A 12,133-nucleotide genomic window follows, 5' to 3' on the forward strand; every position below is an offset into this window, starting at 1 on the left:
GGAATTCGCGACCCCGTGACAGGAAATGGCGAGCCGCGGCCGGGAATGGTGAAGGGCTCGCCCGATGAATTCGGACGAGCCCTTCTGGTTGCACCGGACCAGGGGGTACCGGATCAGGCGCGGAAGAACGCTCAGACGGTCTCGGGCAGTTCCTCGAGACCCTCGGAGACCAGCTTCGCCAGCCGGTCCAGGGCGGCGTCCGCACCCTCGGCGTCGGAGGCGAGGACGATCTCCTCGCCTCCCTGGGCACCGAGGCCGAGGACGGCCAGCATGGAGGCCGCGTTGACGGGGTTGCCGTCTGCCTTGGCGATCGTCACCGGGACGCCTGCGGCCGTGGCGGCTCGGACGAAGATGGAGGCGGGGCGGGCGTGGAGGCCCTCGGCCCAGCCGACGTTGACGCGGCGCTCAGCCATGTGTTGCTGCCCTTCGGTTCTCAGGGTTGTCTAGACCAGTTTCCCATACGTGAAGCTGCGCCGGAGCGGTCATGGTGTACCGCCCGGGGTGCCGTCGGGTCGCGGCCTCGACCCGACTGACGCCCTCCACAGACTGCCTCGCGCCGCTGTCGGACGCCAGACGTACTCTGGGGCCCATGCAGACCTCGCCGGACCGGCACGAGTATCCCGCCCACTGGGAAGCCGACGTGGTGCTGCGCGACGGTGGCACCGCGCGCATCCGGCCCATCACCGTTGATGACGCCGAGCGCCTGGTCAGCTTCTACGAGCAGGTCTCCGACGAGTCGAAGTACTACCGCTTCTTCGCGCCGTACCCTCGCCTGTCCGCCAAGGACGTCCACCGCTTCACGCACCACGACTTTGTGGACCGGGTGGGACTCGCGGCCACAGTCGGCGGCGAGTTCATCGCCACCGTACGCTACGACCGGATCGGCGCGGACGGAACGCCCGCGTCCGCACCCGCCGACGAGGCCGAGGTCGCCTTCCTGGTGCAGGACGCCCACCAGGGCCGGGGCGTCGCCTCCGCTCTCCTCGAACACATCGCCGCCGTCGCCCGCGAGCGCGGCATCCGCCGCTTCGCCGCCGAGGTGCTGCCCGCCAACAACAAGATGATCAAGGTGTTCACGGACGCCGGGTACACCCAGAAGCGCAGCTTCGAGGACGGCGTCGTCCGTCTGGAGTTCGACCTCGAACCCACCGACCGCTCCCTCGCCGTGCAGTACGCGCGCGAGCACCGCGCCGAGGCCCGGTCCGTGCAGCGGCTGCTCGCGCCCGGCTCGGTCGCCGTCATCGGAGCCGGGCGCACCCCGGGCGGCGTGGGCCGCAGCGTCCTCGGCAACATCCGCGACGCCGGGTACACCGGCCTCCTCTACGCCGTGAACAAGGCACTGCCCGAGGGGCAGAAGGAACTCGACGGGGTCCCCGCCCACCGCTCGGTGCGGGACATCGACGGCCCGGTCGACCTCGCGGTCGTCGCCGTGCCGGCCGAACACGTGCCCGAGGTCGTCACCGAGTGCGGCGAACACGGCGTGCAGGGGCTGGTCGTGGTCTCCGCCGGATACGCCGAGAGCGGCACCGAGGGGCGCGAACGCCAGCGCGAGCTCGTGCGTCAGGCCCGCACGTACGGCATGCGGATCATCGGGCCGAACGCCTTCGGCATCATCAACACCTCCCCGCGGGTGCGGCTCAACGCCTCCCTCGCGCCCGAGACGCCGCGGCCGGGCCGGATCGGCCTGTTCGCCCAGTCCGGGGCCATCGGCATCGCCCTGCTGTCCCGGCTGCACCGGCGCGGCGGCGGCGTCACGGGCGTGACCGGCGTCTCCACGTTCGTCTCCTCGGGCAACCGGGCCGACGTCTCCGGCAACGACGTCCTCCAGTACTGGTACGAGGACCCGGACACCGACGTCGTCCTCATGTACCTGGAGTCCATCGGCAACCCCCGCAAGTTCACCCGCCTCGCCCGCCGCACGGCGGCGGCGAAGCCCCTGGTCGTGGTCCAGGGCGCCCGGCACGCGGCCGCGCCCCAGGGGCACGCCGTACGGGCGACCCGGCTGCCGCACGCGACGGTCTCCGCGCTGCTTCGGCAGGCCGGCGTCATCCGCGTCGACACCATCACCGAGCTGGTGGACGCCGGGCTGCTGCTCGCCCGCCAGCCGCTGCCGGCCGGGCCCCGGGTGGCGATCCTCGGCAACTCCGAGTCGCTCGGCCTGCTCACGTACGACGCGTGCCTCGCCGAGGGGCTGCGTCCGCATGCACCGCAGGACCTGACCACGGCCGCCTCCGCGGCGGACTTCCACGCGGCCCTGTCACGCGCGCTGGCCGACGACGAGTGCGACGCGGTCGTCGTCACCGCCATCCCGGCGGTGGGGGAGGGCTCGGTCGCGGACGCGGCCCTCGCGCAGGCGCTGCGCTCGGCGGCGGCCGCGGCTCCGGCCAAGCCGGTCCTGGTGGTGCACGTGGAGCTCGGCGGCCTGGCGGAGGCCCTGTCGGCGGCGGCGAGCACGGCACCGCAGGCCGAGGCGGACCATCCTCCACACGTCGTCCCTCGCCCGGCATCCGCCGAAGAACGACTCCCCACCGCCGAGGCCCCCGAGGGCGAGCACCTCATCCCCGCCTACCCCGCCGCCGAGCGCGCCGTCCGCGCCCTGGCGCAGGCCGTCAGCTACGCGCAGTGGCGGCGCGGTGCCGCCGACCCCGGCAAGGTGCCCGAGTACGAGGACATCGACGAGAAGGGCGCCGCCACGCTGATCGACGGGCTCCTCGCGCGCGGGCAGGGACTCACGCTCGGCACGGACGAGACCTGCCAGCTGCTCGGCCAGTACGGCATCCACGTCCACCGGGCCCTGCCCGCCCCGACCCCCGACGCCGCCGCCGAGGCAGCCCGCACCCTCGGCTTCCCCGTCGCCCTCAAGGCCACAGCCCTGCACCTGCGGCACCGCGCCGACCTGGGCGGCGTACGCCTCGACCTCGCGGACGAGGACCAACTGCTCAGGTCGTACATCGAGTTGACCGAGCTGTTCGGTGCACCGGAGGAGCTGCGCCCCGTCGTGCAGCGGATGGCGCCACGGGGCGTGGACGTCGTCGTCCGGGCCGTCATCGACCCCGCGGCCGGAGCCGTGCTCTCCTTCGGGCTGGCCGGGGCCGTCTCGCAGCTGCTCGGGGACACGGCCCACCGGCTGATCCCGGTCACCGACAAGGAGGCGACCTCGCTGGTCCGCTCGATCCGCACCGCACCCCTGCTGTTCGGCTGGCGCGGCTCCGCACCGGCCGACACCCGCGCCCTGGAGGAGCTGCTGCTGCGGGTGTCCCGGCTGGTCGACGACCATCCCGAGGTCGTCGCGGTCACCCTCGAGCCGGTCATCGTCGCCTCGCACGGCCTGAGCGTCCTGGGCGCATCCGTCCGCCTGGCACCACCGCCCGCCCGCGACGACCTCGGCCCGCGAACCCTCCCCGCGTACTGACAGCGGAACCCTCCCCGCGTACTGACAGGGGGCGAGCGGTGCCTCGCAGTCAGTGGTCCCCCGTAGGATGGGCGTCATGGCCAAGACCAGTACGACGACCCAGGGGCTGCGGGCGGCGATCGAGCGCAGCGGCTACTACCCGGCCCTCGTGGCCGAGGCGGTGGAGGCCGCCGTGGGCGGCGAGCCCATCAGGTCGTACCTGGTCCACCAGGAGACGACGTTCGACCAGAACGAGGTGCGGCGGCATGTGACGGTGCTCGTCCTCACCGACCACCGCTTCATCGTCAGCCACACCGACGAACAGGCCGCCGACAGCACCTCCCCGACGCCGTACGCCACGACGTCGACGGAGTCCGTGAAGATGAGCCGCATCTCGTCGATCGTGGTCAGCCGGGTGGTCGCCAACCCGGAGTCCTACAAGCCGGGCACCCTGCCCCGTGAGGTCGTCCTCACCATCGGCTGGGGCGCCGTCTCCCGCATCGACCTGGAGCCGGCCGCCTGCGGCGACCCCAACTGCGAGGCGGACCACGGCTACACCGGCAACTCGACGGCGGACGACCTCAGCCTGCGCGTCAGCGAGGCGGGGGACGGACCGGAGACCGTGCGCCAGGCACTCGCCTTCGCGCAGGCGCTCTCCGAGGCGACCGCGGACACCGCTCGCTGATGGCACACCAGACGACCTGGGACCACCACCCCGAACCGCTCACCGTCACCTCCGCCCCGGTCCCCGAGTACGGCAGCGGCTCCCTCGCCGACCTGCTGCCCACGCTGGCCGCCGGCCTGGGCGTACCGGGCATGAGCGCCGCGATCTCCGAGCTGACCCCCGCCGACCGCAACTGCGTGTTCCTGATCGACGGCCTCGGCTGGGAGCAGCTCAGGGCGCACCCCGAGGACGCCCCCTTCATGACGTCCCTGCTCGCCACCTCGCGCGGCGGCACCGGACGTCCGCTCACCGCCGGCTACCCGGCGACCACGGCCACCTCCCTTGCCTCGGTCGGCACCGGCCTGCCGCCCGGCATGCACGGCCTGCCCGGCTACACCGTGCGCAACCCGGACACGGGCGAGCTGATGAACCAGCTGCGCTGGCAGCCCTGGGCTCCGCCCGGCCCCTGGCAGCCGTACCCGACGGTCTTCCAGCTGGCCCACGAGGCGGGCGTGCACGCCGCGCAGGTGTCGTCCCCGACGTTCGAGAACACCCCGCTGACCAAGGTCGCGCTCAGCGGCGGAACGTTCCTCGGGCGGCTGACCGGCGAGGACCGTATGGACCTGGCGGCCGAGCAACTGGCCGCGGGGGACCGCTCCCTGGTCTACACGTACTTCGCCGAGGTCGACGGCGCCGGCCACCGCTTCGGAGTCGACTCCGACACCTGGCGCGGCCAGCTCATGTACGCCGACCGCCTGGTCCAGCGCCTGGCCGAGCAACTGCCGCCGCGCAGCGCCCTCTACGTCACCGCCGACCACGGCATGATCGACGTGCCCTTCGACGAAGAGCACCGCATGGACTTCGACGAGGACTGGGAGCTGAGCGCCGGAGTCGCCCTGCTCGGCGGCGAGGGCCGCGCCCGGCACGTCTACGCGGTGCCCGGTGCCGCCGGCGACGTCCTGACCTGCTGGCGCGAGGTACTCGGCGAGCAGTTCTGGGTGGCCTCACGCGACGAGGCCATCGCGGCGGGCTGGTTCGGCCCGAAGATCGACGAACGGGTGCACGGCCGGATCGGCGACGTGGTCGCCGCCGCGCGCGACGACGTCCTGATCATCGCCTCCGAGCGGGAGCCGAAGGAGTCGGCGATGGTCGGCAACCACGGTTCGATGACCCCCGCCGAGCAGTTGGTCCCGCTGCTCGAAGTACGCTCCTGAAGCCCCACCCCGATCTCTCACGCCTGGCCTCTCTCGCCGAAAGGTGCTCAACTCGACATGCCCGAGCTGGTGTTCTTCTCCGGAACGATGGACTGCGGGAAGTCGACGCTGGCTCTCCAGATCGAGCACAACCGCTCGGCGCGCGGCCTCCAGGGCATGATCTTCTCGCGTGACGACCGCGCCGGAGAGGGCAAGTTGTCCTCGCGCCTCGGCCTGGTCACGGACGCGGTGGAGGTCGAGGACGGCCAGGACCTCTACGCCTACCTCGTCGACCACCTCTCGCAGGGCGGCCGCGCGGACTACGTGATCGCCGACGAGGCGCAGTTCCTCGCGCCGGAGCAGATCGACCAACTCGCGCGGGTGGTCGACGACCTGGGCCTCGACGTCTACGCCTTCGGCATCACGACCGACTTCCGCTCCAAGCTGTTCCCCGGCTCCCAGCGGCTGGTGGAACTGGCCGACCGGGTCGAGGTGCTCCAGGTCGAGGCCCTGTGCTGGTGCGGCGCCCGGGCCACGCACAACGCCCGCACGATAGGCGGCGTCATGGTCGTCGAGGGCGCCCAGGTGGTCGTCGGAGACGTCACCCACTCCGCCGACGAGGTCGGTTACGAGGTCCTGTGCCGCCGCCACCACAGGCGCCGCATGACCTCGGCGACGGCCCGCGCGGCGGCCCTGTCCCCGGACGTGCTGCCGGTGTCGTCCTCCTGACCACCGGGCGGTGCCCTTCGCCCCCGGCAGGTCGGCAGAGCATCAGCGCTGCCGTCGCACCAGCGCGAACCGCGCCCCCTCCGGGTCGGCCACCATCGCCACCCGGCCGTGCGCCGTGTCATGGGCCGGCTTGAGGACCTGCCCGCCCAGATGCACCAGGTGGTCCAGCGCGTCGTCGACGTCGTCGACCTGGAAGTACGTCACCCAGTGCGGGCCCCGGTCGCGGGGCAGGGCCTGCCCCAGCCCGTGGATGCCGGCGACGGACCGGTCCCCGAGGTGCAGGGTCACGTAGTCGAAGTCGGCGGACACCACCGGCTCCTCCTGGTAGCCGAACACCGACCGGTAGAACTTGGCGACGCTCGCCGACTCGAAGGTCAGCAGCTCGTTCCAGGCGGGCGTGCCGGGGGCGCCCGAGACGGCCGTGCCGAGGTGCGCGGCGGCCTGCCAGATGCCGAAGACCGCACCCGAAGGATCGGAACAGATCGCCAGGCGGCCCGCGTCGGCGGCGTCCAGCGGGCCCACGCCGATCGTGCCGCCGCAGCTGCGCACCGTCTCGGCGGTCAGATCCGCGTTCTCCGAGGCGAAGTAGGGGGTCCACGCGATGGGCAGATGACGGTCCGGCGGCAGTTGGCCGATGCCGGCCACCTCGTGTCCGTCGAGCAGCGCCCGTACGTACGGGCCGAGTTGCCGGGGGCCCGGCTGGAACTCCCAGCCGAACAGTGTTCCGTAGAACTCCTGGGTGGCGTCCGGCCCGTGCACCATCAGGCTCACCCAGCAGGGCGTGCCGGGCGCGTGCCGAGCGGGTCTTGCGCCGTTCGGGCCGGCGGACTCCCGTGCGTCGGTCATCGTCACTCTCTTCTCGGCCTCGCGGTGGGCGCGCTGTCCGCAGCCCACGGGGGAACGCCCTGCGGGGCGGCCCCTGTCCGGGAGAATGCCTGATGTGCGGTGCGCTGCCCCTTGCGGCGCGCTTGTCGGCACCCGTCGTTCAGCTGTACAGCATGTGCTTGTTCCCGTACAGCGCGTGAGCGTCCCGCTCCGGCCGAGCACAGTAGCCGGAGCCGGACGGCTCGGCCACCCCTGTGCGCGAGGATGGAGCCATGAACGCCATCATCTCCGCATCCGATCTCGCGAGCGAGCTGACGGGTGCCAACCCGCCCGTCCTGCTCGATGTCCGCTGGCAGCTCACCATGGCCAAGGCGACCGGTGAGCCGCCGTACGACGGCCGGGCCGCGTACGAGGAAGGGCACCTTCCGGGGGCCGTCTTCGTCGACCTGGACCGGGAGTTGGCCTCGGCGCCGGGCGAGGGCGGCAGGCATCCGCTGCCCGACCTCGCGCGCTTCGGTGCCGCGATGCGCCGGGCGGGCGTGTCGTCCGGGAAGCCGGTGGTCGTCTACGACGGCGGCCAGGGCTGGGCGGCGGCCCGGGCGTGGTGGCTGCTGCGCTGGACGGGTCACCCGGACGTGCGAGTCCTCGACGGCGGGTTGCCGACCTGGGAGGGGCCGTTGGAGAAGACCGTGCCGGCTCCGGCCGAGGGCGACTTCGTGCCCGAGCCAGGAGGGGCCGGCCTGCTCGACGCCGACGCCGCCGCGGCGTTGGCACGGTCGGGGGTGCTGCTGGACGCGCGGGCGGGGGAGCGGTACCGGGGCGAGGTGGAGCCGATCGATCCGGTGGCGGGGCACATCCCGGGAGCGGTGTCGGCGCCCACCACGGAGAACGTGGCGGCGGACGGGTGCTTCCTGCACGCCGAGGAACTGCGCGCGCGTTTCAAGGGGCTTGGCGTGACCGAGGACGCGCGGGTCGGCGTGTACTGCGGGTCGGGGGTGTCCGCGGCGCACGAGGTGCTGGCCCTGGCGATCGCGGGCATCCCGGCGGAGCTGTACGTGGGTTCGTGGTCGGAGTGGTCCTCCGATCCGGACCGGCCGGTGGCCGTGGGACCGGATCCTCAGTAACCCGACGGGAGCCTCCTCGGTGACCCGACGGGAGCCTCCTCGGTGACCCGGAACGAGGACGAGGGCCACGCCCGGAAGGCACGGCCCTCGTCCTCGTGCAGCCGATCCGGCTACTCCTGCTTCTTGCGCCGCGTCCCGAACACGATCTCGTCCCAGCTCGGGACGGCGGCTCTGCGGCCCGGCCGGACGCCGTCGGCTTCGGCCTGGCGGTCGGTGGCCCCGATGAGCCGGTCGCGGTGGCTGCCGACGGAGCGCGGCATGAGGACGTCCGCGTAGGCGGAACCGGCCGAGGCCGCAGGAGCCGGGGGCTCCTCCTCCTCGGCTTCGGCGACGGGCTCCTCCTCGGGCTCCGGCGCGGGGCGCTCCGGCACCACCAGGTCGCCGCGGAAGCTCGGCACCGCCTCCAGCAGACTGGTCAGCGAGTCCCGTTCACCCGTGCTCTCTTCCACCGGCTCGGACGCCGCCGCCGGAAGGCTGGGCCGCTCCCGGTCGGCGGAACGGTCCAGCGGCCGGTCGCGCGGCAGCCGGGCGATCCGCGGCACGAACGGGAAGCTGGGCTCGGGCGCGGCCAGGTCGTCGGTCTCGCCGATGAGCATGCGCGCCTCGTCGTCGACGGCCTGGACGAGCCGCCGGGGCGGGTCGTACGTCCAGCTCGCCGAGTGCGGTTCGCCCGCGACGCGGTAGACCAGCAGGACTTCCCACGTGCCGTCGTCGCGACGCCACGAGTCCCACTGCACGGTGTCCTTCTCGGCACCGCGCAGCAGCAGCCGCTCGCCCACGGCCTCGCCCAGCGGCGGACCGGAGTTCTCGCCGGGGCGGCGGACCGGGGTCTTGCGGGCCCGCTCGGCCATGAACGCGCGCTCGGCGAGCACCGGACCCTCGAAGCGGCGGACCCGGTCGACGGGGATGCCTGCCATCTGCGCGACCTCTTCCGCGGTCGCGCCGGCACGTATACGCGCCTGGATGTCGCGGGGGCGGAGGTGGCTCTCCACCTCGATCTCGATCTGGCCGAGACGAGGACGGTCGCCACGCACGGCGGCGCGGAGCCGTTCGTCGATGGGAAGCGTGTACTCCGTGCTGTCCGCAGCCTTCAGCACCAGCCGTGTGCCGTCATTCGAGACGGCCACGACACGCAGTTCGGGCATGGGGACCTCCCGGGTGGTGCCTGCCGACGTCACGTGCGTCGCTGCTTCCGCTAGTCGAGTGTGGCCTGCCCGGGTGCAGCCTGCCACAACCTTGCCGAGTTGCCCGGCGTGTCGGGCGCGGGCCCTGGATCGCCGTTATGGCACGGTTACCTATTCGCAACGCTAAGTGACGAACTCTGTCACCCTGTGCAACTAGCCCCCTCCCGGCGGTCCTTAAAGGCCCCGTACCCCCTGGCGGGAGACCGGACCCAGGGCTCGCAACAGTACTCCATTTGGGCCACGTGCGTGGATTGGCGCGCCGTCCGACTTCTGGCAAGGGGGCGGAGTCGGCCGCCCGCTGCCCGCTTTCCATGATCTTGAACGTGGGGAAGACCACCCCCGGAGCGTCCCCTATGCCCCAAGAACCCTCCGCAAGTAGTCGTTCTGGAACCGCCGATCGGGGTCGAGGCGATCCCGCAGCTCCGTGAACTCCCCGAAGCGGGGATACACCCGGGAGAAGTACTCGGCGTCCCGCGTGTGCACCTTGCCCCAGTGCGGACGCCCTTCATGGGCGGTGAAGATCCGCTCCGCCGCGGTGAAGTACCGCTGGTAGGGCGTGCCCTGGAACATGTGGACGGCGATGTAGGCGGTGTCCCGGCCCGAGGCGGTGGACAGAGTGATGTCGTCCGCCGGGGCGGTGCGCACCTCCACGGGGAAGCTGACCTTCAGGCCGGAGCGGTCGACCATCGTCTTCAGCTCGCGCAGCGTCTCGACGACGGCCGCGCGTGGAACGGCGTACTCCATCTCCACGAAGCGCACCCGGCGCGGAGATGTGAAGACCTTGTAAGGGATGTCGGTGTAAGTCCGCGCGGACAGGGCCTTGCTGGAGATCTGGGCGATCGCGGGGATCGTGGCGGGCACCGCGCGGCCGACCCAGTTGGCCACCTGGAAGACCCCGTTGGAGAGGAACTCGTCCTCGAACCAGCTCTGGAGCTGCGGCACCGGCTTCTCCGGGCCCGCGCTGCGGTTGTTGCGCTTGGTGGTGGTGTTCCCGGTGTGCGGGAACCAGTAGAACTCGAAGTGCTCGTTCTCCGCCCAGAGTTCCTCGAAGTCGGCGAGGACCCGGTCGAACGGCATCGGCTCCTCGCGGGCCGTGAGCAGGAAGACCGGCTCCACGGCGAAGGTGATCGCGGTGACGATGCCCAGGGCGCCGAGGCCGATGCGGGCGGCCGCGAAGACCTCCGGGTTCTCCTTCTCGGAGCAGGTGAGGACCGAGCCGTCGGCGGTGACCAGTTCCAGGCCCTTGATCTGGGCGGCGATCGACCCGGAGTCACGGCCCGTGCCGTGCGTGCCGGTACTGGTGGCCCCGGAGACCGTCTGTTCCATGATGTCGCCCATGTTCGTCAGCGACAGTCCCTCGCGCGCCAGAGCCACGTTGAGTCGCTTGAGCGGGGTACCGGACTCCACCGTGACGGTCATGGCCTCGCGATCGATGTCACGTATGCCGGTCAACAGTTGAGGGCGGATCAACACACCGTCCGTCGCGGCTATGGACGTGAAGGAATGCCCGCTGCCGACGGCCTTCACCTTCAGGCCGTCCTCGGCGGCCCGCCGCACGGCGGCGGCCAGCTCGTCGACGGAGGCCGGGGTGACCTCCCGCGCGGGCCGCGCGGAGACGTTGCCGCCCCAGTTACGCCACGTGCCGTTCTTTCCGTTCGCTGTGCTGCTCAACGGAGCCTCCCCGACCCGTAGCCGGCCGCTTGAGCCGACGGAATCCGAGGAAACCCACCGCGACCGCGACGGCCCCGGCCACCGCCGGAACCCCGTACCCCGCACGTGCCCCGGCCGCGTCGATCACCCAGCCGGCCGCGGAGGAGCCGAGCGCGACCCCCACCGCGAGCCCGGTGCTCACCCAGGTCATGCCCTCGGTGAGCTGCGCACGTGGTACGTGCTCTTCGATGAGGGACATCGTCGTGATCATCGTCGGAGCGATGGACAGTCCCGCAACGAACAGCGCCACGGCCAGAAACGGCAAGTTTCCGACCAGTAGGAGGGGGATCATACTCACGGCCATGGCACACACGCCCAGCAACCACCGGCGTTCCGGCGCCCCGGCCAAGTGCAGCAGTCCGAAGACCATGCCCGCCACGCAGGAACCGGCCGCGTACAGCGCGAGGACGATGCTCGCGGCGGCCTTGTTCCCCTCCTCGTCGGCGAAGGCCACGGTGACCACGTCGACCGCCCCGAAGATCGCCCCGGTCGCCGCGAAGGTGACCACCAGGACCTGAAGGCCCCTCGAGCGCAGGGCCGTGCCCCCGCCGCGGTGCTCACGCGGGTGCGGCTCCGGCTCGGTGGCGCGCTGCGCGGTCAGCCAGAAGACGCCCACGGCCAGGAAACAGGCGGCGAGCAGCGGACCGGCCTCCGGGAACCAGGCCGTGGACAGGCCGATGGAGATGATCGGCCCGAAGATGAAGCACACCTCGTCCACCACGGACTCGAAGGAGTACGCGGTGTGCAACTGCGGCGTGCCCCGGTACAGCGCCGCCCAGCGGGCCCGGATCATCGCGCCGACACTCGGCACGCAGCCGACGCCGGCGCACGCCGCGAACAGCACCCAGTCAGGCCACCCGTAGTGCGCCGCGCACAGCAGGACGGCCGCCGCGGTCAGCGAGATCAGCGTCGCCGGCCTCAGCACCCGCCGCTGGCCGTACTGGTCCACCAGCCGCGAGACCTGCGGTCCGGCCACCGCCGCGGCCAGCGCGACGGTGGCCGACAGGGCACCGGCCAGGCCGTACCGCCCGGTGAGCTGGGAGACCATCGTGACGACGCCGATGCCCATCATCGACACCGGAATACGGCCGAGGAAGCCCGCGGCGGAGAAACCCTTGGAGCCGGGGGCGGCGAACAGGGCGCGGTAGGGGCTGGGCACGGGGTCTCCGGAAGGCTCAGTAAGCTGCGAACGCAGTCGACACAGATTACGCCTCGGGTACGCCCGACGCACCCGTCAAGGCCCGCTTCGAGCCGTCCGCCGCGCAGGTGTCACCCCGCCGTTTCCCGGCTGTCAGCGCAGGGTGGCAGGATCG

General features: G+C 72.2%; 10 protein-coding genes. 5 read left to right on the forward strand and 5 right to left on the reverse strand.

Annotated elements, in window-relative coordinates; all coding sequences use genetic code 11:
• Positions 1 to 131: 131 nt before the first annotated feature.
• The gene (locus AC07F0_RS18430; RefSeq protein WP_003993478.1) at positions 132 to 413 is read right to left on the reverse strand and encodes an HPr family phosphocarrier protein; all 282 of its coding nucleotides are present in this window, start codon (positions 411 to 413) and stop codon (positions 132 to 134) included.
• 176 nt (positions 414 to 589) lie between these two features.
• On the opposite strand from AC07F0_RS18430, the gene AC07F0_RS18435 reads away from it, so the two are divergent.
• The 4 genes from AC07F0_RS18435 to AC07F0_RS18450 all read left to right on the forward strand — a co-directional run bounded on the left by AC07F0_RS18435 (position 590) and on the right by AC07F0_RS18450 (position 5,977).
• Complete coding sequence (locus tag AC07F0_RS18435; RefSeq protein WP_478980055.1) at positions 590 to 3,412, forward strand: bifunctional acetate--CoA ligase family protein/GNAT family N-acetyltransferase; 2,823 nt, start codon at positions 590 to 592, stop codon at positions 3,410 to 3,412.
• 67 nt (positions 3,413 to 3,479) lie between these two features.
• Positions 3,480 to 4,076: a DUF5998 family protein gene (locus tag AC07F0_RS18440; protein WP_020270574.1), complete on the forward strand. Its 597-nt coding sequence runs from the start codon at positions 3,480 to 3,482 to the stop codon at positions 4,074 to 4,076.
• Entirely contained in the window at positions 4,076 to 5,269 is a 1,194-nt protein-coding gene (locus AC07F0_RS18445; protein ID WP_478980057.1) for an alkaline phosphatase family protein, read from the forward strand. The genes AC07F0_RS18440 and AC07F0_RS18445 overlap by 1 nt, the downstream gene beginning before the upstream one ends.
• A 57-nt stretch (positions 5,270 to 5,326) precedes the next feature.
• Complete coding sequence (locus tag AC07F0_RS18450; protein ID WP_010034989.1) at positions 5,327 to 5,977, forward strand: thymidine kinase; 651 nt, start codon at positions 5,327 to 5,329, stop codon at positions 5,975 to 5,977.
• Between the two features lie 42 nt (positions 5,978 to 6,019).
• Here AC07F0_RS18450 and AC07F0_RS18455 read toward each other — a convergent pair whose 3' ends face one another.
• Complete coding sequence (locus AC07F0_RS18455) at positions 6,020 to 6,823, reverse strand: VOC family protein (RefSeq protein WP_478980059.1); 804 nt, start codon at positions 6,821 to 6,823, stop codon at positions 6,020 to 6,022.
• Positions 6,824 to 7,074: 251 nt separating this feature from the next.
• Between AC07F0_RS18455 and AC07F0_RS18460 the strand changes: the two genes are divergently transcribed.
• Entirely contained in the window at positions 7,075 to 7,926 is an 852-nt protein-coding gene (locus AC07F0_RS18460; protein WP_478980061.1) for a sulfurtransferase, read from the forward strand.
• A gap of 110 nt (positions 7,927 to 8,036) precedes the next feature.
• Here the strand turns inward: AC07F0_RS18460 and sepH are convergent, their stop codons facing one another.
• The 3 genes from sepH to AC07F0_RS18475 form a co-directional block, all read right to left on the reverse strand.
• The gene (gene sepH / locus AC07F0_RS18465; protein ID WP_478980063.1) at positions 8,037 to 9,071 is read right to left on the reverse strand and encodes a septation protein SepH; all 1,035 of its coding nucleotides are present in this window, start codon (positions 9,069 to 9,071) and stop codon (positions 8,037 to 8,039) included.
• Positions 9,072 to 9,461: 390 nt separating this feature from the next.
• A complete protein-coding gene (locus AC07F0_RS18470) occupies positions 9,462 to 10,781 on the reverse strand; it encodes a D-arabinono-1,4-lactone oxidase (RefSeq protein WP_478980065.1) in 1,320 nt (439 codons plus the stop codon).
• On the reverse strand, positions 10,741 to 11,979 hold the full coding sequence (locus AC07F0_RS18475) for an MFS transporter (protein WP_478980067.1): 1,239 nt from the start codon (positions 11,977 to 11,979) through the stop codon (positions 10,741 to 10,743). The genes AC07F0_RS18470 and AC07F0_RS18475 overlap by 41 nt, the downstream gene beginning before the upstream one ends.
• Between the last annotated feature and the right edge of the window lie 154 nt (positions 11,980 to 12,133).

It is taken from the genome of Streptomyces sp. NPDC045955 (genome assembly GCF_056430805.1).